This window comes from Streptomyces sp. NPDC020731 (genome assembly GCF_044334705.1).
Taxonomy (GTDB): domain Bacteria; phylum Actinomycetota; class Actinomycetes; order Streptomycetales; family Streptomycetaceae; genus Streptomyces.
This window is the reverse complement of the sequence record NZ_JBIRTN010000018.1, coordinates 23,561-45,190: the sequence shown is the minus strand read 5'-3', so window position 1 is coordinate 45,190 and position 21,630 is coordinate 23,561. Positions and strand designations below refer to the sequence as shown.

Below are 21,630 nucleotides of genomic sequence, written 5' to 3'. Positions count from 1 at the left end.
CCCCGTCACTCCCGCCCGAAGACGCTGTACGTCGTCAAGCGGACCGCGCGTCAGCGCCGGTTCTGCAGCAGCGCGAACCGTGCGCCCTCCGGGTCCGTCACCAGGGCGGCCCTGCCGTGGTCCCCGTCGTGGGCCGGTGCGAGGATCCGGCCGCCCAGGCGGCGGACCCGGGCCGCCGCTTCGTCGGTGTCCCGCACGGTGAAGTACGTCGTCCAGTGCGGGCCCCGGTCCCGGGGGAGGGCGTCGCCCGCGCCGTGGATTCCGGCCACCGGGCGGCCGTTCAGGTGCAGGGTGACGTGGTCGACGTCGGTGGAGACGCCCGGCTCCTCGGCGTGACCGAACACGGTCTCGTAGAACTTGGCGGTACGGGTCGACTCGAAGGTCGTCAGCTCGTTCCAGGCGGGCGTGCCGGGGACGCCGGTGACGGCGGTGCCCGGGCTCGAGGCCGCCTGCCAGATGCCGAAGACGGCACCGCCCGGGTCGGAGCCGATCGCCAGCCGGCCGGCGTCGGCGGCGTCCAGCGGGCCCACCCCGATGGTGCCGCCGCACGACCGCACCACGTCCGCCGTCAGGTCCACGTCGTCCGAGGCGAAGTAGGGCGTCCAGGCGATCGGCAGATCGCGGTCCGGCGACAGCACACCGATGCCGGCCACCTCACGCCCGTCGAGCAGGGCACGCACGTACGGGCCGAGTTGCTGGGGGCCGGGGCGGAACTCCCAGCCGAACAGCGCCCCGTAGAACTCCTCGGTCGCGTCCAGGCCGTGCACCATCAGGCTCACCCAGCAGGGTGTGCCGGGTGTGTGCCGAGCGGGTACCTCGCCGTTCGGGCGGGCGTTCCCCCGTGCGTCGGTCATGTCGTCGCTCTCTTCTCGGCCGCGTGTGCCGGCCGTTGTCCTCTCGTGTCCCGGCGGATCGTTCCCGCGCCGCTGCCGACACAGTATGTGCCCGATCCCGTACGCCTCGTGACCAGTCCTGTCCGGCCGAGCAGAGTAACCGGATGCGGACGACTCGGCCACCCCGTGCGCGAGGATGGGGGCCATGAACGCCATCATCTCCGCACCCGAACTCGCGGGCGCGCTCGCGGGCGCCGGCCCGCCGGTGCTGCTCGACGTCCGCTGGCAGCTCAGCACGGCCAAGGCGACCGGTGAGCCGCCGTTCGACGGACGGGCCGCGTACGAGGCAGGGCATCTTCCCGGCGCCGTCTTCGTCGACCTCGACGAGGAGCTGGCGTCCGCGCCGGGCGGGCACGGGCGCCATCCGCTGCCGGACCTCGCGGTGTTCGGCGCCGCGATGCGGCGGGCGGGCGTGTCCTTCGGGACGCCGGTGGTCGTGTACGACGGGGGCATGGGCTGGGGTGCCGCCCGCGCGTGGTGGCTGCTGCGCTGGACGGGCCACCCGGACGTGCGGGTCCTCGACGGCGGGCTGCCGTCCTGGGAGGGGCCGTTGGAGACGTCGGTGCCGCAGCCGGCCGAGGGCGACTTCGTACCGGAGCCGGGGGCGGCCGGGCTGCTCGACGCCGACGGTGCGGCGGCGCTGGCGCGTTCGGGGGTGCTGCTGGACGCCCGCGCGGGGGAGCGGTACCGGGGTGAGGTGGAGCCGATCGACCGGGTGGGCGGGCACATCCCGGGCGCGGTCTCGGCGCCCACGACGGAGAACGTCGGCGCCGACGGCCGTTTCCTGCCCGCCGGGGAACTGGTCGCCCGCTTCAAGGAACTGGGCGTGTCGCGGAGTTCGCCGGTCGGCGTGTACTGCGGCTCGGGTGTCTCCGGCGCGCACGAGGTGCTGGCGCTGGCGGTCGCGGGTGTCCCGGCGGCCCTGTACGTCGGTTCCTGGTCGGAGTGGTCGTCCGATCCCGGGCGGCCGGTCGCGGTGGGGCCGGATCCGCAGTAGACAGCGTTCCGCAGCGCGTAAGGGGCGCCCACCCATGGTGAGCGCCCCTTACGTGTCGGTCTCTCCCGTCAACCGGCCGTGCCGGCGGACCGTCCGAACGGGCTACTCCTGCTTCTTCCGCCGCGTCCCGAACACGATCTCGTCCCAGCTCGGCACCGCCGCGCGGCGGCCCGGACGGACGCCGTCCGCCTCGGCCTGACGGTCGGTCGAGCCGATGAGCCGGTCCCGGTGGCTGGTGACGGCACGCGGCATGAGGACATCCGCGTACGCGGACCCGGCCGAGGCCGCGGGGGCCGGTGGCTCCTCCGCCTCGGGCTCGGAGTCCGGCTCCTCGGGAGCGGTCTCGGGCGCGCGCTCCGGGACCACCAGGTCGCCCCGGAAGCTCGGCACCGCCTCCAGCAGGCTGGTCAGCGAGTCCCGTTCACCCGATGCCGTGGCCGTCAGGGACTCCTCGTCGGGCTCGGACGCCTGCGCGGGCAGACTCGGCCGCTCGCGGTCGCCGGGACGGTCGAGCGGGCGGTCCCGCGGCAGCCGGGCGATGCGCGGCACGAAGGGGAAGCTGGGCTCGGGCGAGGCGAGGTCGTCGGACTCGCCGATCAGCGAGCGCGCCTCGTCGTCGACGGCCTGGACGAGCCGCCGCGGCGGGTCGTACGTCCAGCTCGCCGAGTGCGGCTCGCCCGCGACCAGGTAGACCAGCAGTACTTCCCAGGTGCCGTCGTCGCGGCGCCAGGAGTCCCACTGGACGGTGTCCTTGTCGGCGCCGCGCAGCAGCAGTCGCTCCTGTACCGCCTCGCCGAGCGGGGGACCGGAGTTCTCACCGGGCCTGCGGACCGGGGTCTTGCGGGCGCGCTCGGCCATGAACGCGCGCTCGGCGAGGACGGGGCCCTCGAAGCGGCGTACGCGGTCCACGGGGATGCCGGCCATCTGCGCGACCTCTTCCGCGGTCGCGCCGGCTCTTATACGCGCCTGGATGTCGCGGGGGCGGAGATGGCTCTCCACCTCGATCTCGATCTGGCCGAGGCGGGGACGGTCGCCGCGCACGGCGGCACGGAGCCGTTCGTCGATCGGAAGCGTGTACTCCGTGCTGTCCGCAGCCTTCAGCACCAGCCGTGTGCCGTCATTCGAGACGGCCACGACACGCAGTTCCGGCATGGGGACCTCCCGGGTGGTGCCTGCCGACGTCACGTGCGTCGCTGCTTCCGCTAGTCGAGTGTGGCCTGCCCGGGTGCAGCCTGCCACAACCTTGCCGAGTTGCCCGGCGTGTCGGGCGCGGGCCCTGGATCGCCGTTATGGCACGGTTACTTATTCGCAACGCTAAGTGACCAACTGCCTCACCCTGTGCAACTAGTCCCCTCCCGGCGGTCCTCAAGGTCCCGAGCACCCTGACGGGAGACCGGACCCAGGGCTCGCAACAGTACTCCATTTGGGCCACCTGCGTGGATTGGCACGCCGCGCAACGAATCCTCTACGACCCCAGGACCCTCCGCAAGTAGTCGTTCCGGAACCGGCGTTCCGGGTCGAGCCGGTCCCGGAGCGCCGTGAACTCCTCGAAGCGCGGATACACCCGCGAGAGGTATTCGGCGTCGCGCGTGTTGATCTTCCCCCAGTGGGGTCGCCCCTCGTGCGCGGTGAAGATGCGCTCGGCCGCGGTGAAATACCCCTGATAGGGGGTGCCCTTGAACATGTGGACGGCGATGTAGGCGCTGTCCCGGCCGGACGCGGTGGACAGCGTGATGTCGTCGGCCGGCGCGGTGCGCACCTCCACGGGGAAGCTGACCCGCAGCGGCGAGCGGTCGACCATCGCCTTCAGCTCCCGCAGCGTCTCCACCAGGGCCTCGCGCGGGACGGCGTACTCCATCTCCACGAAGCGCACCCGGCGCGGCGAGGTGAACACCTTGTACGGGATGTCGGTGTACGTCCGCGCGGACAGCGCCTTGCTGGAGATCCGTGCGATGGCCGGAATGCTCGCGGGGACCGCGCGGCCGACCCAGTTGGCCGCCTGGAAGACCCCGTTGGAGAGGAACTCGTCCTCGAACCAGCCCTTGGGCTGCGGTACCGGCCGCTCCGGGCCCGCGCTGCGGTTGTTGCGCTTGGTGTTGGTGCTGCCGGTGTGCGGGAACCAGTAGAACTCGAAGTGCTCGTTCTCGGCGTGAAGTTGGTCGAACTCGGCGCAGACCCGGTCGAAGGGCATCGGCTCCTCGCGGGCCGTGAGCAGGAAGACCGGCTCCACGGCGAAGGTGATCGCGGTGACGATGCCGAGGGCACCGAGCCCGATCCGGGCGGCCGCGAAGACGTCCGGGTTCTCCTCCGCGGAGCAGCTGAGCACCGAACCGTCGGCGGTGACCAGCTCCAGGCCCCGGACCTGGGCGGCGATGGAGGCCGAGTCGCGGCCCGTGCCGTGGGTGCCGGTGCTGATGGCCCCGGAGACCGTCTGTTCCATGATGTCGCCCATGTTGGTCAGCGACAGACCCTCCCGCGCGAGGGCCACGTTCAGTCTCCTGAGCGGGGTGCCGGCCTCCACCGTGACCGTGCCGGCCGCGCGGTCGATGTGCCGTATGCCCGTCAGCAGCCGGGGGCGGATCAGCAGGCCGTCGGTGGCGGCTATGGAGGTGAAGGAGTGCCCGGTGCCGACCGCCTTCACCGGCATGTCGTCCTCGGCGGCCCGGCGCACGGCCGCGGCCAGCTCCTCGACGGAGGCGGGCGCGGTCTCCCGCGCGGGACGCGCCGACACGTTGCCGCCCCAGTTACGCCATGTGCCGTTCCTCGCGCTCGCTGTGCTGCCCAACGGAGCCTCCCCGACCCGGAACCGGCCGCTTGAGCCGGCGGTACCCGAGGAAACCGACCGCGACCGCGACGGCCCCGGCCACCGCCGGAACCCCGTACCCGGCACGCGCCCCGGCCGCGTCGATCACCCAGCCGGCCACGGAGGAGCCGGTGGCGATCCCGACCGCCAGCCCGGTGCTCACCCAGGTCATGCCCTCGGTGAGCTGCGTGCGTGGTACGTGCTCTTCGATGAGGGACATCGTCGTGATCATCGTCGGAGCGATGGACAGACCCGCAACGAACAGCGCCACGGCCAGAAACGGCAGGTTCCCGACCAGTAGGAGTGGGATCATACTCACGGCCATGGCGCACACGCCCAGCAGCCAACGGCGTTCCGGCGCCCCCGCGAAGTGCAGCAGCCCGAACACGACGCCGGCCACGCAGGAGCCCAGCGCGTACACGGCGAGCACCGCACTCGCGGCGGCCTTGTGCCCCTGCTCCTCGGCGAAGGCCACGGTGACCACGTCCACGGCACCGAAGATCGCACCCGTCGCCACGAACGTGGCGACCAGGACCTGGAGGCCCGCGGCGCGCAGCGCCGTGCCGCCGCCCTGGTGTTCGCGCGGGTGCGGCTCGGGCTCGGTGGCGCGTTGCGCGGTCAGCCAGAAGACACCGGCAGCCAGGAAGCAGGCCGCGAGCAGCGGTCCGGCCTCAGGGAACCAGGCCGTGGACAGCCCGATGGAGATGATCGGCCCGAAGATGAAGCACATCTCGTCCACCACGGACTCGAACGAGTACGCGATGTGCAGCTTCGGGGTGCCCCGGTACAGGGCGGCCCAACGGGCCCGGATCATCGAGCCGACGCTCGGCACGCAGCCGATGCCGGCGCACGCGACGAACAGCACCCAGTCCGGCCAGCCGTAGTGCGCGGCGAACAGCAGCACCGCCGCCGCGGTGAGCGAGACCAGCGTCGCGGGGCGCAGCACCCGCCGTTGCCCGTACTGGTCCACCAGGCGCGAGACCTGGGGGCCCGCCACGGCGGCGGCCAGCGCGATGGTCGCCGACAGCGCGCCGGCCAGCCCGTACCGCCCGGTGAGCTGGGAGATCATCGTCACCACGCCGATGCCCATCATGGACAGCGGCATCCGGCCGAGGAACCCCGCGGCGGAGAATGCCCTGCTGCCGGGGGCGGCGAACAGGGCGCGATAGGGGCTGGGCACGGGGTCTCCGAAGGTTTCCGAGGTGCGACCGCGTCTCAGTAAGGTGCGACCGCAGTCGATACAGCTTACTGGCGCGTTCACCCGTATGCATGAGCGATGACGGCGGCCGGAGCGGCGGCGACCGCGGCCCGCCGGCGACGCGCGGCCGGTGACGCCCCCGCCGTGTCCCGGCCGTCGGTCACGGGTGGCAGGATCGGGACATGCCTGACGTGCTCGATGCCAGCCCTTACGACGCCCTGCTCCTGCTCTCTTTCGGTGGTCCCGAAGGCCCGGACGACGTGGTCCCGTTCCTGGAGAACGTGACGCGCGGGCGCGGCATCCCCAAGGAACGCCTCAAGGAGGTCGGGCAGCACTACTTCCTCTTCGACGGGGTCAGCCCCATCAACGACCAGAACCGCGCCCTGCTGGACGTACTGCGCAAGGACTTCGCCGACCACGGCCTGGACCTGCCGGTCCACTGGGGCAACCGCAACTGGGCGCCCTACCTCACCGACACCCTGCGCGAGATGGTCCAGGGCGGCCGCCGCCGCATCCTCGTCCTGGCCACCAGCGCCTACGCCTCGTACTCGGGCTGCCGCCAGTACCGCGAGAACCTCGCCGACGCCCTCGCGACCCTGGAGCAGGAGGGGCTGGAGCTGCCGAAGATCGACAAGCTGCGGCACTACTTCAACCACCCCGGCTTCGTCGAGCCCATGATCGACGGCGTCGTGCGGTCCCTCGCCGACCTACCCGAGGACGTCCGGGACGGCGCGCACATCGCCTTCTGCACCCACTCGATCCCCACCTCCGCCGCCGACACCTCCGGCCCGGCCGAGGAGCACGGCGACGGCGGCGCGTACGTCCGGCAGCACCTGGACGTGGCCCGGCTGATCGCCGACGCCGTCCGCGAACGCACCGGCGTCGACCACCCCTGGCAGCTCGTCTACCAGTCCCGCTCCGGCGCCCCGCACATCCCCTGGCTGGAGCCCGACATCTGCGACCACCTCGAGGAGCGGCACGCGGCCGGGGTCCCGGCCGTGGTCATGGCGCCCATCGGCTTCGTCTCCGACCACATGGAGGTCATCTACGACCTCGACACCGAGGCCACCGCCAAGGCGGGGGAGCTGGGCCTGCCGGTGCGCCGCTCGGCGACCGTCGGCGCCGACCCGCGGTTCGCCGCCGCGATCCGTGAGCTGATCGTGGAACGCGCCGTCGCCGAACGCGGGCAGGACGTCGCGCCGTGCGCCCTGGGCGCGCTCGGCGCGAGCCACGACCTCTGCCCGGTGGGCTGCTGCCCGGCCCGCGCCCCGCGCCCCGCCGCCGCGGGTGCCGACAGCCCCTACGCATGAGGAGCGCCGTGACCGACCCCCTGCACGCGGAACTGCTGGAGCTCGCCCGGGAGGCGGCCCGCCGCGCGGGCGAGCTGCTGCGGGACGGCCGCCCGGCCGACCTCGCGGTCGCCGCGACCAAGTCCAGCCCGATCGACGTCGTCACCGAGATGGACATCGCGGCCGAGAAGCTGATCACCACGCTGATCGCCGAGCGCCGCCCGGAGGACGGCTTCCTCGGCGAGGAGGGCGCCTCCACCGAGGGCAGCAGCGGCATCCGCTGGGTGATCGACCCGCTCGACGGCACGGTCAACTATCTGTACGGCCTGCCCACCTGGGCCGTCTCCATCGCCGCCGAGCAGGACGGCGAGACCGTGGCCGGGGCGGTCGCGGCCCCCATGCGCGATGAGGCGTACCACGCGGTACGCGGGGGCGGCGCCTGGGTCACCGGTGCCCGGTCGGGCGAGCGGCGGCTGACCTGCCGTCCCTCGCCGCCCCTGGAACAGGCCCTGGTGTCGACCGGCTTCAACTACGTCGCCGAGGTCCGCACCCACCAGGCAGACGTGGCGCAGCGGCTGATCCCCCTGCTGCGGGACATCCGGCGCGGGGGCTCGGCCGCGATCGACCTGTGCGACCTCGCCGCGGGGCGCCTCGACGGCTACTACGAGCGCGGGCTGCACCCCTGGGACCTGGCGGCCGGCGACCTGATCGCCCGCGAGGCGGGCGCGCGGACCGGCGGCCGCCCCGGAGACCGCCCGTCCTGGGACCTCACGGTCGCGGCGACCCCGGGCGTCTTCGAGCCCCTCCAGCGACTTCTGGAGGACTACGGCGCCTGGCACGACTAGGGGTGTCGTTTGGATCAGGCCGGCTTCGGGCGACGGCGACTCACAGCCGAGCCGGGCGGGGTCCGGTGCGTGCGGCCGCGAGGCGGAGGAGGGAGTCGACGCGGGGCGTCGAGGACCGACGACAACGCCGCGGAGGTGCGTGCCGGACCCCGCGACCCCGGCAAGATCCAAACGACATCTCCCAGGGGCCCCACCGACCACCGGGCCCGCGTGAACGAACAGAACGAACGGGCCCCGGCGCTGGATTCGCCGGGACCCGTTCTGGTGCGAGCCGGTCAGACGCTGTACGCGCCGACCTCCACGCCGTGCTCGGCGGCGAGGCGGCGCAGGTCGTCGAGTTCGCCCTGTTCCACGTCGACGAGGAAGTCGTCGCCGTCGTCGCGGGCCCGCGACAGGTCGGACTCGGTCGCCTTTATACGCTGCAGAAGTCCTGCGGTGAATGCGTCCATGCTGCGCCCCCTCGTCCTGGGTCGGTGGGTCGGTGGCACGGGGGTGTGCCGTTCGGAAGGGACGATCACGTCCGGAGCGGATGCCCAGCGCCGCTCGGCCGGGCGGCGACGGTGCCGGACATCCACGCCCACTCTGCGGAAGCGGACTGATGCGTACCGCACGGTGGTGCGGTACGTGCAGAGCGTGATCGCGGGATGTAAAAACCGTCCTCCCCAAGCTCTCTTCCGGGGAAACCTAACCGTGCGGGAAATTCTCGTATTCCCACCCCGTTCGCCCGGACGTTCCCCCGTCCCCTCACCCGCCTTACAGCCGACTTATGGCCGAAAAGGGCAGGATGGAGGTCAACACACCCACCCGTACCCCTGCCCGGGTGCGCCCTGAGGCGCTGTCCGGTCAAGGGCGGGACCCGAGGAAGGACAAGCGACGTGCGCGTACTCGTCGTCGAGGACGAGCAACTGCTCGCCGATGCGGTGGCCACCGGACTGCGCCGGGAGGCCATGGCCGTCGACGTCGTGTACGACGGTGCGGCCGCCCTGGAGCGCATCGGCGTCAACGACTACGACGTGGTCGTCCTCGACCGCGACCTCCCGCTCGTGCACGGCGACGACGTCTGCCGCAGGGTCGTCGAGCTCGGCATGCCCACGCGCGTGCTGATGCTCACGGCGTCCGGCGACGTCAGCGACCGTGTCGAGGGCCTGGAGATCGGCGCCGACGACTACCTGCCCAAGCCCTTCGCGTTCAGCGAGCTCATCGCGCGTGTGCGGGCCCTCGGGCGGCGTACGAGCGTGCCGCTGCCGCCCGTCCTGGAGCGCGCCGGGATCAAGCTCGACCCCAACCGCCGCGAGGTCTTCCGCGACGGCAAGGAGGTGCAGCTCGCGCCGAAGGAGTTCGCCGTCCTGGAGGTGCTCATGCGCAGCGAGGGTGCGGTCGTCTCCGCGGAACAGCTGCTGGAGAAGGCCTGGGACGAGAACACGGACCCGTTCACCAACGTGGTGCGGGTGACCGTGATGACCCTGCGCCGCAAGCTGGGGGAGCCGCCGGTCATCGTGACCGTGCCCGGCTCCGGATACCGGATCTGATGACCGATGGCCGCCACACCCGCGCCCCCCACGGCGCCCCCCAAGCCCACCTGGGACCCGAGGAAGGGCGACCCGCCCTTCCCGTGGCTGCGTCCCACCATCCGCATACGCCTCACGCTGCTGTACGGCGGCATGTTCCTGATCGCCGGGATCCTGCTGCTGTCGATCATCTATCTGCTGGCAGCCCAGGCACTCCATGACGGCGGCGGCGGCCAGTCCTTCCAGGTGACCGGCAGCAACATCGACATCACCAGCGAGACCTGTCCGCAGCTGGACAGCGCGACCACCAACGGCCAGCTCAACGACATGCTCAAGCAGTGCAACGCCGTCCAGCGGCAGCACGCGCTGGACGATCTGCTCAGCCGCTCCCTGGGGGCCCTGCTCGGTCTCGCGATCATCGCCTTCGCCTTCGGCTACGCCATGGCCGGCCGGGTCCTGTCGCCGCTGGGCCGGATCACCCGCACCGCCCGCGCGGTGGCCGGCTCGGACCTGTCCCGCCGGATCGAGCTGGACGGCCCGGACGACGAGCTGAAGGAGCTGGCCGACACCTTCGACGACATGCTGGAGCGGCTCCAGCGGGCGTTCACCGCCCAGCAGCGCTTCGTGGGCAACGCCTCGCACGAGCTGCGCACCCCGCTGGCCATCAACCGCACCCTGCTGGAGGTGCACCTCTCCGACCCCGGCGCGCCGGTGGAGCTGCAGCAGCTGGGCAAGACGCTGCTGTCCACCAACGAACGCAGCGAACAGCTCGTGGAGGGCCTGCTGCTGCTCGCCCGCAGCGACAACCAGATCGTCGAGCGCAAACCCGTGGACCTCGCCGAGGTCGCCACCCAGGCCATCGACCAGGTGCACGGCGAGGCGGAGGCGAAGGGCGTGGAGATCCGCGGCGCACGCCGGCCCGCGGTCGTCCAGGGCAACGGTGTGCTGCTGGAGCGGATCGCGCTGAACCTGGTGCAGAACGCCGTGCGGTACAACGTGCCCGAGGAGGGCTGGGTCGAGGTCACCACCGAGGTGGAGCACGGACAGGCGGTCCTGGTGGTGTCGAACACGGGCCCGGTGGTACCGGCGTACGAGATCGACAATCTCTTCGAGCCGTTCCGGCGGCTGCGCACCGAGCGCACGGGCAGCGACAAGGGCGTCGGGCTCGGTCTGTCCATCGTGCGGTCGGTCGCCCGGGCGCACGGCGGACACATTTACGCACAACCGCGCGAGGGGGGTGGGCTCGTGATGCGTGTCACCCTGCGGATCTGAGATGATGCCGCGGACACAACGGGGTGTTCGCTTTGAGCGGAATTTTCGGGGCGCCTCTCCGGTGATCCCGTGTGTGATCGATCACAGGGGCGATTCCCGGGCTGTCCACTCTCCGTGATCATGTATCCCCGCGAAAGTCGGGAAAGTCCCGGTTTTCAGGGGGCCTGATCACGGGAAGTACACGGTGAGGCGCCTTTGAAGTGCGGCATTCGGACCGTGTACGGTCCCCCTCGCCATCCAAGCCGATCACTCGCGAGGAGTTCGGTTGGGTGTCGATTGAGTAACAGACCTTGATGTGAGGCAAAATCTCCGCCTCAGGTCGGGCACAAGTCCGGCCTCTCACGCGTTACGTGCGCTGGAGACACCGCATACACCCAGAGGGGGAGAGTGACATGGCAACCGACTACGACACTCCACGCAAGACCGACGACGACGTCGACTCGGACAGCCTCGAAGAACTGAAGGCCCGGCGGAACGACAAGTCGGCCTCGGCCGTGGACGTCGACGAGTTCGAGGCCGCCGAGGGCCTGGAACTGCCCGGAGCGGACCTCTCGAACGAGGAGCTGGCCGTCCGGGTCCTGCCCAAGCAGCAGGACGAGTTCACCTGCATGAGCTGCTTCCTGGTCCACCACCGCAGCCAGCTGGCCCGCGAGAAGAACGGCCAGCCGATCTGCCGCGACTGCGACTGAGGCGGGGTCGGCCGTGACTGGCTCGACCCCTCCGCGGAAGCGCCGCTTCTTCACGAGGGGAGCGGACCAAGGGGCCCTGGAGGGCCCGCAGCACGACACGCGTGACCAAGAGCGGGGCTCAACCGGTACCGGGGCGGCCTCGCTCGAAGCGGCAGCCGGTCGGGGTGACCTCCCGGCATCCCCGGAGGTCACCGCGCCGGTGGCGCACCGGCGGGCCGCCGTGATCCGTGAGAAGGCGCTGGAAGGCGCCCGCAAGGGCGGTGCCCGCGCCCGCGCGGGGCTGGCGCATCTCGCGGACCGGATCATCGAGATCGCCCCGCGGGTGCCCGTACGCGACCTCGGGACGCTGCGCCGGCAGTTCCCCGGCCTCGGCCCCGAGGAACTCGCGGACAGGCTCGTGGCGGGCGCCGCGAAGGCCACGGCGACGGTCGGGGCCGGAGTGGGCGCGGCGGCCATGATGCCCGTACCGCCCGCGATGCCGACGGAGCTGGCCGCCGAGATCACCGGGGTCGCCGCGATCGAACTGAAGCTGATCGCCGAACTCCACGAGGTCTACGGCGTACGGCCGGCCGGCACCCTCGGCCGGCGCAGCACCGTGTACCTCAACTCCTGGTCGGAGGAGCGCGGGGTCGAGGCGACCAAGCCCTCGACCGTGAGCGCGGCGCTGAACAGCCGCATGAAGCGCGAACTGCGCCAGCGGATCATGAAGCGCACGGTCCGCAACCTGCCGAACCTGATGCCGTTCCTGGTGGGAGCCGCCGTGGGCGCCGCCATGAACCGCAGGGACACCAGAAAGCTCGCCGCGCGCATCCGGGACGACCTGCGCAGAATCCAGGTGCCCTGGGACGCGCTGCCCGCCCTCCCCGCCCTGGACCGCCCCGAGGACGCCCTCCCCGAGGACGCCCTCAAGGAGCTCGGTGGCCACCACGGGAAGGACGACGGGCGTCAGGCCCCGTGAGCCCTCCGGGTGACACCCCGCCCGCGTGTTCCTCGTACCGCCCTACACGGCGCCGGCGGCGTCCTTCGCCGCCCGCAGCGCCTGCGCCAGCCGTTCCGGCTCGCGCGTCGACAGGAAGACGTAGGGAGTCGGGTCCGCCGGGTCGGTGATGTCCACGCGCAGCGCGCCGGGGATGTACGCCCGCAGCAGCATGAAGCAGCGCGGGTCGGCCTTGTGGGTGCGCCAGGCCCGGGCCTCGTCGGCGTCCAGGATCTCCGCCTCGCCCAGCGCCGACACCGGGATCTTCGCCTCGCCCGCGATCAGGTGGCCGCCCACGACCCGGATGCGCACCGAGCCGTACGAACTGGCCACGACCGCCGCCGCGGCGGTGCCGCCGGCCAGGCCGCCGAGCATCGGCAGCGTGCCGAACGGCAGCAGGATCAGCGCCAGGGAGACCCCCACCAGGAAGGAGATCAGCCACCAGGAGCGGGGGGCGGTGAGGCGTTCTTCGTACGGGGAGGCGGAGAGCTGCATGAATCCAAGCTTGGCACGGTGTCGGGCCGGGACTCACGCGCGGGTAAGGTCTGCGCCTGTGAGTGGTATTTCCGCAGCTCTTCAGCCCCCGGCCGACGCCGTGCGACCGGTGCGCCATCCGGACGCCCCCGCACCCGGCGAACTCCTGGGCGCGCACTACGGCCAGTGTTTCGGCTGTGGCGGCGAACAGCCCCACGGGCTGCACCTCGAGGCCCGCGCGGGCGAAGGCGTGTCGATCACCGCCGAGTTCACCGTGCAGCCCGCCCACCAGGGCGCCCCCGGACTCGCGCACGGCGGGGTGCTCGCCACCGCCCTGGACGAGACGCTCGGCTCGCTCAACTGGCTGCTGCGCACCATCGCGGTGACCGGCAGGCTGGAGACCGACTTCGTCCGGCCCGTGCCGGTCGGCACCGTGCTGCGCCTGGAGGCCGAGGTGACGGCGGTGGCCGGACGGAAGATCTACTGCACCGCCACCGGACGCATCGGTGGCCCCGACGGGCCGGTCGCGGTCCGCGCCGACGCCCTGTTCATCGAGGTCAAGGTCGACCACTTCGTCGACCACGGCCGCCAGGAGGAGATCCGGGCCGCCATGGACGACCCCGACCAGGTCCGCCGCGCCCGCGCCTTCGAGGTGAACCCGTGAGCGAGCCCCGTCCCGGCGCGCTCGAGGTACTGATCAGGCGCGTCGACCCCGACGTGCCGCTTCCGGCGTACGAGCACCCGGGGGACGCGGGGGCCGATCTGCGGACCACCGAGGCCCGCGAACTGGCTCCCGGTGAGCGGGCCGTACTGCCGACGGGGGTGTCTGTCGCGCTGCCCGAGGGGTACGCGGCCTTCGTGCACCCGCGATCCGGTCTTGCCGCCCGCTGCGGCGTCGCCCTGGTGAATGCCCCGGGGACGGTTGATGCCGGGTACCGTGGGGAGATCAAGGTGATCGTGGTGAATCTCGACCCGCGCGAGACCGTGCGGTTCGAGCGCTTCGACCGGATTGCCCAACTGGTCGTCCAGCAGGTCGAGAGGGTCCGCTTCGTGTCGGTCGCGGAGCTTCCCCCCTCGGCCCGGGCCGAGGGGGGCTTCGGGTCCACCGGCGGCCACGCCGCGGTGGAAGGTAAGAGCGGCACAAGCGTTCAGGCCGCCACGGGCGGTACAGCGGGTGGGAATCGATACGCTTCGGTCGTATCCGACCGGGAAGGACAGTGACGTGTTCGGACGTCGCAAGAAGAAGGATGCCGCCGACGGTGCGGCCGGCGAGGCCGAGCAGGTCGTCGACGCTGAGGCGGGCGAGGAGGCCGGGCGGCTGAGGCTCGAGCCGGCGCCGCGGCCCGACGGGCCCTGGGACGACACCGAGGTCAGCGAGCCCGGCGAGGGCCGGGTCGATCTGGGCGGCCTGTTCGTGCCCGGTGTCGACGGCATGGAGCTGCGGGTGGAGGTCGCGGGCGACGCGATCGTCGCGGCCACCGTCGTACTGCGGGACAGCGCCATCCAGCTGCAGGGCTTCGCCGCGCCCAAGCGGGAGGGCATCTGGGGCGAGGTACGCGAGGAGATCGCGTCCGGCATCACCCAGCAGGGCGGCATCATCGACGAGGTCGAGGGCCCGCTGGGCTGGGAGCTGCGGGCCCAGGTGCCGGTGCAGCTGCCGGACGGCACCGGAGGCTTCCAGGTCGTGCGGTTCGTCGGTGTGGACGGCCCCCGCTGGTTCCTGCGCGGGGTGATCTCGGGCCAGGGCGCGGTGCAGCCGGGGGCCGCCGGGCTCCTCGAGCAGATCTTCCGGGACACGGTCGTGGTGCGCGGTGAGGGCCCGATGGCTCCGCGCGACCCGATCGTCCTGAAGCTGCCGAACGACGCGCAGATGGTCCCCGAGAACGTGCAGCAGCAGGAGGAGGGCTCCCGCTTCGCCGGCGGCATGGGTCAGCTCCAGCGCGGACCGGAGATCACCGAGGTGCGCTAGTCGGCCGGTCGCAGGGCCGCATTCCCACGCGGGGGTGCGGCCCTTTCCCGTGCGTGGACCCTTGACGCGGTATTGGTCTGGACCTACCGTCTCGGCCCATCCGGGCGTTCAAGAAGACGCTCATCGTTCATGTACGAGAACGGATGGACCCCCCACATGTCCTCTGCATCTCCCCACCACCGCCGCGGAGCCCGCGCCGTACTGTTCGCACTCCTGACCACGGCGCTGGTCGGCACCCTCGTACTCCGCCCCGGCGCCGAGCGAGCCGCCGCCGCCCCCGCCCCCGCCACCTTCGTCCACCCCGGAGTCACCGTCTCCCGGAGCCAGCTGGACTTCACGCGGAGCAGGGTCGACGCCGGCGCCCAGCCCTGGAAGGGCGCCTTCGACCGGATGGCGGCGAGCAAGTACGCCGACCTGAACCGCACCCCCAAGCCCCGCGCGGTGGTCGAGTGCGGCTCGTACTCCAACCCGGACCTCGGCTGCACCGACGAGCGCGAGGACGCGATCGCCGCCTACACCCACGCGCTCGCCTGGTACATCACCCGCGACGAGCGCCACGCGCGCAAGTCCATCGAGCTGATGGACGCCTGGTCCGCCGTGATCCGGGACCACACCAACAGCAACGCGCCCCTGCAGACCGGCTGGGCCGGCTCCTCCTGGCCCAGGGCCGCGGAGATCATCAAGCACACGTACACCGGCGGCTGGGACAACTCCACCCGCTTCGCCACCATGCTCCGGAACGTCTACCTGCCCGAGATCATCAACGGCTCGAACTCCAACGGCAACTGGGAGCTGACGATGATGGAGGCCGCCGTCGGCATCTCCGTCTTCCTGGAGGACCGCGCCTCCTACGACAGGGCCATGGCCACGTTCCGCACCCGCACCGCCGCCTACGTCTACCTCGAATCCGACGGCGCCCTGCCGAGGACCGTGCCGAGCCAGAACCTCGACACCCGCGAGAAGGTCGTCAAGTACTGGCAGAACCAGCCGACGTTCGTCACCGGCCTCACCCAGGAGACCTGCCGCGACCTCACCCACACCGGCTACGGCATCTCCTCCATCTCGCACGTCGCCGAGACCAGCCGCATCCAGGGCCAGGACCTGTACGGCACCGACGTCGGCGAGCGGCTGCGGCACGCCCTCGGCTTCCAGGCCACGTACGAGCAGGGCGCGGCCGTCCCGGCCTGGCTGTGCGGCGGCTCCCTGCACCTGGGCCTCGGCCCGGTCACCGAGGTCGGCCACAACGCCCTGCACCACCGCCTCGGCTTCGCCATGACCAACACCCAGGCGCTGACCGAGCGCACCCGCCCGTCCGGCAGCAACAACCTCTTCGTCGCCTGGGAGACCCTCACCCACGGGGACAACCCGGCCTGAGGCGTTGATCGACCGGGCGTCGGGCGGGGATACTGGCGCCCGGTTCACGGGGGAGGGCGGTCGGATGAGTCGGGTGGGCACCGAGACCATGGTGCGCGTCGAGGACGTGCACAAGTCGTACGGCACCGGAGCCGCCGCCGTCCACGCGCTGCGCGGTGTCTCCTTCGACGTCCCGCGCGGCGAGCTGGTCGCCCTCAAGGGCCGCTCCGGATCCGGCAAGACCACACTCCTGAACATCGTCGGCGGCCTCGACACCCCCGACCGGGGGCGGGTCGCCGTCGACGGACGCGACCTCGCCGGCCTCGACGAGAACGGGCTGCTCGCGCTGCGCCGGGACCACGTCGGCTTCGTCTTCCAGTCCTTCGGCCTCATCCCCATCCTCACCGCCGCCGAGAACGTCGGCGTCCCGCTGCGGCTGCGCCGGGCCGACCCGGGCGAGCGCGAGGAGCGCGTCGAACTGCTGCTGTCCCTGGTCGGCCTCGCCGACCACGCCGCCCAGCGGCCCGGCGAACTGTCCGGCGGCCAGCAGCAGCGGGTCGCCATCGCCCGCGCCCTCGCCAACAGCCCCTCCCTCCTCATCGCCGACGAGCCGACCGGCCAGCTGGACGCGGAGACCGGGCACGCCGTGATGGAGCTGCTGCGCGCGGTCGTCCGCAGCGAGCACGTCACCGCGCTCGTCGCCACCCACGACACCACCCTCCTCGACCTCGCCGACCGGGTCCTGGAGCTGAGCGACGGCGGGATCGTCGAGCACTGACCCCCGCCGGGCCCCGCGTTCGGCCGGGCGGCACGGCGGAAGACAATGGGGCCATGGGACGCGGCAACCTTCGGATCCACCTCGGTGCGGCACCGGGCGTCGGCAAGACGTACGCGATGCTCTCCGAGGCCCACCGCCGTGCCGGACGCGGCACCGACTGCGTGGTGGCCTTCGCCGAACCGCACGGCCGGCCGCGCACCGAGGCCCTGCTGCACGGACTGGAACAGATCCCGCACCGGGACATCGAGTACCGCGGGGCCGTGCTGACGGAGATGGACCTCGACGCCGTCCTCGCCCGCCGCCCCAAGGTGGCCCTCGTCGACGAACTCGCCCACACCAACGTCCCCGGCTCGCGCAACGCCAAGCGCTGGCAGGACGTGGAGGAACTGCTCGCGGCCGGGATCGACGTCCTGACCACGGTCAACATCCAGCACCTGGAGTCGCTGGGCGACGTCGTGGAGTCGATCACCGGCGTACGGGAGCGGGAGACCGTACCGGACGAGGTGGTGCGGCGGGCGGACCAGACCGAGCTGGTCGACATGACGCCCGAGGCGCTGCGCCGCCGCATGGCGCACGGCAACATCCACCAGCCGGACGAGGTCGACGCCGCCCTGTCCAACTACTTCCGCCCCGGCAACCTCACCGCGCTGAGGGAGCTGGCGCTGCTGTGGGTGGCCGACCGGGTCGACGCCCACCTCCAGCGCTACCGCAGCGAGCACGAGGTCTCGGCGATATGGGGCTCCCGCGAGCGGATCGTCGTCGGCCTGACCGGCGGTCCCGAGGGCCGCACCCTGCTCCGGCGGGGCGCGCGGCTGGCGGAGAAGGGCGCCGGCGGTGAGCTGCTCGCCGTCTACATCTCCCGCAGCGACGGGCTCACCGCGGCCTCGCCCGGGGAACTGGTCGAGCAGCGCACCCTGGTGGAGGACCTGGGCGGCACCTTCCACCACGTCGTCGGCGACGACATACCGGCCGACCTGCTCGCCTTCGCGCGCGGGGCCAACGCCACCCAGCTGGTGCTCGGCTCCTCGCGCCGCCCGACCTGGCAGTACGTCTTCGGACCCGGCGTCGGCGCGACCGTCGCCCGGGACTCGGGACCCGACCTGGACGTGCACATCGTCACCCACGAGGAGGTCGCCAAGGGCCGCGGGCTGCCCGGAGCCCGGGGCGCACGGCTCGGGCGCTCCCGGCTGGCCTGGGGCTGGGCGGTCGGGGTGGCCGGCCCGGCGGCGGTGGCGGCGCTGCTCAGCGCCGTGGACCTGGGACTCGCCAACGACATGCTGCTGTTCCTGGCCCTGACGGTGGCGGCGGCCCTGCTCGGCGGGCTCTGGCCGGCGCTGGCCTCCGCGGCGGTCGGCTCGCTGCTGCTGAACTACTTCTACACCCCGCCCCTGCACCGCTGGACCGTCTCCGACCCGAAGAACATCACCGCCATCGTGATCTTCGTCGCGGTGGGCGCGGCGGTGGCGTCCGTGGTCGACCTCGCGGCCCGGCGCACCCACCAGGCGGCCCGCCTGCGCGCCGAGTCGGAGATCCTGTCCTTCCTCGCCGGCAACGTCCTGCGCGGGGAGACCGGCCTGGAGGACCTGCTGGAGCGGGTCCGGGAGACCTTCGGCATGGAGTCCGCCGCGCTCCTCGAACGCGCGGGCGACGTCGAGCCGTGGACCTGCGCCGGCCGGGCAGGGCGCGGACGCCCGGTCGAGCGGCCCGAGGACGCGGACGTGGAGGTGCCGGTCGGCGACCACATGGCGCTGGCGCTGACCGGCCGGGTGCCGCCCGCCGGGGACCGCAGGGTCCTGGCCGCCTTCGCCGCGCAGGCCGCCGTCGTCCTGGACCGCCGCCGGCTGCGCGAGCAGGCCGGCCGGGCCCTCGCCCTCGCCGAGGGCAACCGCATCCGCACCGCCCTGCTGGCCGCCGTCAGTCACGACCTGCGCACCCCGCTGGCCGGGATCAAGGCCGCCGTCTCCTCGCTGCGCTCCGAGGACGTCGAGTGGTCCCCCGAGGACCGGGCCGAGCTGCTGGAGGGCATCGAGGACGGCGCCGACCGCCTGGACCACCTGGTGGGCAACCTGCTGGACATGTCCCGGCTGCACACCGGCACGGTCACCCCCCTGATCCGGGGGATCGACCTGGACGAGGTGGTGCCGATGGCGCTCGGCGGGGTGCCCGAGGGCAGCGTCGCCCTGGACGTCCCCGAGGCCCTGCCCATGGTCGCCGTGGACCCGGGGCTGCTGGAGCGGGCGATGGCCAACGTGATCGAGAACGCCGTCAAGTACAGTCCCCCCGGCCTGCCCGTCCTGGTCGCCGCCAGCGCCCTCGCCGACCGGGTCGAGGTGCGGGTGGTGGACCGCGGCCCCGGCGTCCCCGACGAGGCCAAGGACCGCATCTTCGAACCCTTCCAGCGGCACGGTGACGCCCCGCGCGGGGCCGGTGTCGGTCTCGGACTGGCGGTCGCCCGGGGCTTCGCCGAGGCCATGGGCGGCACCCTGAACGCCGAGGACACCCCCGGCGGCGGCCTCACGATGGCGCTCACCCTGCGTGCCGCGGAAGCCCCGGCCGTCACAGAAGAAGCCGCGACGGCCGCAGAACCCGAAAGGCAGTCCTCATGACCCGTGTGCTGGTGGTCGACGACGACCCGGCCATCGTGCGCGCCCTCGTGATCAACTTCAGGGCCCGCTCGTACGAGGTCGACTCCGCCCACGACGGCGCCGGCGCCCTCCGTACGGCCGCCGCCCGCCATCCCGACGTCGTCGTCCTCGACCTCGGCCTGCCCGACATGGACGGCGTCGAGGTGATCAGGGGGCTGCGCGGCTGGACCCGGGTGCCGATCCTGGTGCTGTCCGCCCGGCACGCCTCCGAGGAGAAGGTCCAGGCGCTGGACGCGGGGGCCGACGACTACGTCACCAAGCCCTTCGGCATGGACGAACTGCTGGCCCGGCTGCGGGCCGCCGTACGCCGCGCGGAGCCCGCCGGCGACGGGGGCGACGTGGTGGTGGAGACCGCCGGGTTCACCGTCGACCTGGCCGCGAAGAAGGTCAACCGCGGCGGCAAGGACGTACGGCTGACCCCCACCGAATGGCATCTGCTGGAGGTGCTGGTGCGCGGCGGCGGCCGGCTGGTGGCGCAGAAGCAGCTGCTGCGGGAGGTGTGGGGGCCGTCGTACGGCACGGAGACGAACTACCTGCGCGTGTACATGGCGCAGCTGCGGCGGAAGCTGGAGGCGGATCCGTCACATCCGAAGCACCTCATCACCGAGCCGGGCATGGGCTACCGCTTCGAGAAGTGAAGGTCAGCCGCGTCACCGCGACGTCGGCCGGGTCATGCCCGTTCGGACCGGGGCAGCAGGGGGTACGTAACCGTCAGTGCACCCCGGTACGCTTCAGATATGAGTGCTGTTCCTCGATCCGAGAAGCCGGCAGGCCGGTTCCGGCGCATGCTCGACCGGCTCTCCTCGTCTCAGGAGGACCTGGAGTCCGAGGAGCTGCGTGAGGACGCCGAGACGGCCGGCTGTACGCGGATAGGCGACTGCCGTGACCGGCAGATCGTCACGGTTACTGGTACCTTGCGCACGGTCACGCTGCGGCCGCGCGCGGGGGTTCCGGCCCTGGAGGCCGAGCTGTTCGACGGCTCCGCCGCGCTCGACGTGGTGTGGCTCGGCAGGCGCTCCATCGTGGGGATAGAGCCGGGGCGCAAGCTGATCGCATCGGGCCGGATCTCGATGAGCCGGGGCCGCCGGGTGCTGTTCAATCCGAAATACGAACTGAGACCCCTCGGACGGGAGTAGCCGGTGACGTCACTCGACAAGCCGACAACCGAAGACACATCCGCGGACGACGCCCGGGCGGTGACCGAAGCCGCCCTCTTCGAGGCGTTCGGCGGGGTGCGGGGCATGGTCGAGACGGTGCTCCCCGGGCTGCTCTTCGTCAGCATCTACACGATCAACAAGGACCTGCACATGTCGGCGATCGCGGCGCTCGCCGTGTCGCTGGTGATGGTCGTGGTCCGGCTGGCCCGTAAGGACACCGTCAAGCACGCCTTCAGCGGCGTCTTCGGTGTCGCCTTCGGTGTGGTCTTCGCGATGATGACCGGCAACGCCAAGGACTTCTACCTGCCGGGCATGCTGTACACGCTGGGCCTGGCCCTGGCGTACATCGTCACGGCGGTGGCGGGCGTCCCGCTGATCGGTCTGATGCTGGGCCCCGTCTTCAAGGAGAACCTCTCCTGGCGCACCCGCAACCCCGGCCGGAAGAAGGCGTACACCAAGGCCAGTTGGGCGTGGGGGCTGATCCTGCTCGGGAAGAGCGCGATCCTGTTCCCGCTGTACTGGTGGGCGGACACGACCCAGCTGGGCTGGGTGCTGATCGCGCTGAAGATCCCGCCGTTCCTGCTCGCCGTCTACCTGACGTGGGTCTTCCTGGCGAAGGCGCCGCCGCCGATCGACGTCTTCGCCGAGATGGAGGCGGAGGAGCGCGCGGAAGAGGAGCGCAAGGCCGCCGCCGCGCAGGAGAACGGCGAGACGACGACGGCCGGCCGTCACCGCCGCGAGCCGTAGTCCGTACTTCCGTACATCCGTACGGAAGTGGGGCGCC

The 21,630-nt window shown here is 72.2% G+C and carries 22 protein-coding genes; 16 read left to right on the top strand and 6 right to left on the bottom strand.

Annotated elements, in window-relative coordinates:
- Positions 1-50: 50 nt before the first annotated feature.
- The gene (locus tag ACH4VX_RS26045; protein WP_398370534.1) at positions 51-854 is read right to left on the bottom strand and encodes a VOC family protein; all 804 of its coding nucleotides are present in this window, start codon (positions 852-854) and stop codon (positions 51-53) included.
- Between the two features lie 184 nt (positions 855-1,038).
- Between ACH4VX_RS26045 and ACH4VX_RS26040 the strand changes: the two genes are divergently transcribed.
- The gene (locus ACH4VX_RS26040; RefSeq protein ID WP_398370532.1) at positions 1,039-1,890 is read left to right on the top strand and encodes a sulfurtransferase; all 852 of its coding nucleotides are present in this window, start codon (positions 1,039-1,041) and stop codon (positions 1,888-1,890) included.
- Positions 1,891-1,992: 102 nt separating this feature from the next.
- Here ACH4VX_RS26040 and sepH read toward each other — a convergent pair whose 3' ends face one another.
- The 3 genes from sepH to ACH4VX_RS26025 form a co-directional block, all read right to left on the bottom strand.
- Positions 1,993-3,042: a septation protein SepH gene (gene sepH, locus ACH4VX_RS26035; protein ID WP_398370531.1), complete on the bottom strand. Its 1,050-nt coding sequence runs from the start codon at positions 3,040-3,042 to the stop codon at positions 1,993-1,995.
- Between the two features lie 313 nt (positions 3,043-3,355).
- Positions 3,356-4,675: a D-arabinono-1,4-lactone oxidase gene (locus ACH4VX_RS26030; RefSeq protein WP_398370529.1), complete on the bottom strand. Its 1,320-nt coding sequence runs from the start codon at positions 4,673-4,675 to the stop codon at positions 3,356-3,358.
- The gene (locus ACH4VX_RS26025) at positions 4,635-5,873 is read right to left on the bottom strand and encodes an MFS transporter (protein WP_398370527.1); all 1,239 of its coding nucleotides are present in this window, start codon (positions 5,871-5,873) and stop codon (positions 4,635-4,637) included. Before ACH4VX_RS26025 ends, ACH4VX_RS26030 begins: the two co-directional genes overlap by 41 nt.
- A gap of 200 nt (positions 5,874-6,073) precedes the next feature.
- On the opposite strand from ACH4VX_RS26025, the gene ACH4VX_RS26020 reads away from it, so the two are divergent.
- Both ACH4VX_RS26020 and ACH4VX_RS26015 read left to right on the top strand, forming a co-directional pair.
- Entirely contained in the window at positions 6,074-7,201 is a 1,128-nt protein-coding gene (locus tag ACH4VX_RS26020) for a ferrochelatase (protein WP_398370526.1), read from the top strand.
- Between the two features lie 8 nt (positions 7,202-7,209).
- Positions 7,210-8,025: an inositol monophosphatase family protein gene (locus ACH4VX_RS26015; protein ID WP_398370524.1), complete on the top strand. Its 816-nt coding sequence runs from the start codon at positions 7,210-7,212 to the stop codon at positions 8,023-8,025.
- A gap of 275 nt (positions 8,026-8,300) precedes the next feature.
- On the opposite strand, the gene ACH4VX_RS26010 is transcribed toward ACH4VX_RS26015, so the two are convergent.
- Positions 8,301-8,474, bottom strand: coding sequence for a hypothetical protein (locus ACH4VX_RS26010; RefSeq protein ID WP_167748545.1), 174 nt, complete (start codon positions 8,472-8,474; stop codon positions 8,301-8,303).
- Positions 8,475-8,900: 426 nt separating this feature from the next.
- On the opposite strand from ACH4VX_RS26010, the gene ACH4VX_RS26005 reads away from it, so the two are divergent.
- The 4 genes from ACH4VX_RS26005 (at position 8,901) to ACH4VX_RS25990 (ending at position 12,452) form a co-directional block, all read left to right on the top strand.
- Complete coding sequence (locus tag ACH4VX_RS26005; protein ID WP_094216398.1) at positions 8,901-9,554, top strand: response regulator transcription factor; 654 nt, start codon at positions 8,901-8,903, stop codon at positions 9,552-9,554.
- Between the two features lie 6 nt (positions 9,555-9,560).
- Positions 9,561-10,805, top strand: a complete 1,245-nt coding sequence (locus ACH4VX_RS26000) for a sensor histidine kinase (protein ID WP_398370523.1) — start codon at positions 9,561-9,563, stop codon at positions 10,803-10,805.
- A 392-nt stretch (positions 10,806-11,197) separates the two neighbouring features.
- Positions 11,198-11,494 (top strand): DUF4193 domain-containing protein, encoded by a 297-nt coding sequence (locus ACH4VX_RS25995; protein ID WP_003993510.1) that lies wholly within the window; start codon positions 11,198-11,200, stop codon positions 11,492-11,494.
- 13 nt (positions 11,495-11,507) lie between these two features.
- Positions 11,508-12,452 (top strand): hypothetical protein, encoded by a 945-nt coding sequence (locus ACH4VX_RS25990; protein WP_398370522.1) that lies wholly within the window; start codon positions 11,508-11,510, stop codon positions 12,450-12,452.
- Between the two features lie 42 nt (positions 12,453-12,494).
- Here the strand turns inward: ACH4VX_RS25990 and ACH4VX_RS25985 are convergent, their stop codons facing one another.
- Positions 12,495-12,965, bottom strand: a complete 471-nt coding sequence (locus ACH4VX_RS25985) for a DUF3093 domain-containing protein (RefSeq protein ID WP_398370520.1) — start codon at positions 12,963-12,965, stop codon at positions 12,495-12,497.
- A 58-nt stretch (positions 12,966-13,023) separates the two neighbouring features.
- Here ACH4VX_RS25985 and ACH4VX_RS25980 point away from each other — a divergent pair, with 58 nt between their 5' ends.
- From ACH4VX_RS25980 to ACH4VX_RS25940, 9 genes are all read left to right on the top strand, one after another.
- A complete protein-coding gene (locus ACH4VX_RS25980) occupies positions 13,024-13,608 on the top strand; it encodes a PaaI family thioesterase (protein ID WP_398370519.1) in 585 nt (194 codons plus the stop codon).
- Positions 13,605-14,165: a dUTP diphosphatase gene (gene dut / locus ACH4VX_RS25975; RefSeq protein WP_398370517.1), complete on the top strand. Its 561-nt coding sequence runs from the start codon at positions 13,605-13,607 to the stop codon at positions 14,163-14,165. Before ACH4VX_RS25980 ends, dut begins: the two co-directional genes overlap by 4 nt.
- Position 14,166: 1 nt before the next feature.
- Complete coding sequence (locus ACH4VX_RS25970) at positions 14,167-14,913, top strand: DUF3710 domain-containing protein (RefSeq protein ID WP_398370516.1); 747 nt, start codon at positions 14,167-14,169, stop codon at positions 14,911-14,913.
- 156 nt (positions 14,914-15,069) lie between these two features.
- Positions 15,070-16,287: an alginate lyase family protein gene (locus ACH4VX_RS25965; RefSeq protein ID WP_398370514.1), complete on the top strand. Its 1,218-nt coding sequence runs from the start codon at positions 15,070-15,072 to the stop codon at positions 16,285-16,287.
- A gap of 64 nt (positions 16,288-16,351) precedes the next feature.
- Entirely contained in the window at positions 16,352-17,044 is a 693-nt protein-coding gene (locus ACH4VX_RS25960; protein ID WP_398370512.1) for an ABC transporter ATP-binding protein, read from the top strand.
- Positions 17,045-17,097: 53 nt separating this feature from the next.
- A complete protein-coding gene (locus tag ACH4VX_RS25955) occupies positions 17,098-19,650 on the top strand; it encodes an ATP-binding protein (protein ID WP_398370511.1) in 2,553 nt (850 codons plus the stop codon).
- Positions 19,647-20,327 (top strand): response regulator, encoded by a 681-nt coding sequence (locus ACH4VX_RS25950; protein WP_398370509.1) that lies wholly within the window; start codon positions 19,647-19,649, stop codon positions 20,325-20,327. The genes ACH4VX_RS25955 and ACH4VX_RS25950 overlap by 4 nt, the downstream gene beginning before the upstream one ends.
- A 99-nt stretch (positions 20,328-20,426) precedes the next feature.
- On the top strand, positions 20,427-20,825 hold the full coding sequence (locus ACH4VX_RS25945; protein WP_073930701.1) for an OB-fold nucleic acid binding domain-containing protein: 399 nt from the start codon (positions 20,427-20,429) through the stop codon (positions 20,823-20,825).
- 3 nt (positions 20,826-20,828) lie between these two features.
- Positions 20,829-21,593, top strand: a complete 765-nt coding sequence (locus ACH4VX_RS25940) for a DUF3159 domain-containing protein (RefSeq protein ID WP_398370508.1) — start codon at positions 20,829-20,831, stop codon at positions 21,591-21,593.
- Positions 21,594-21,630 lie beyond the last annotated feature (37 nt).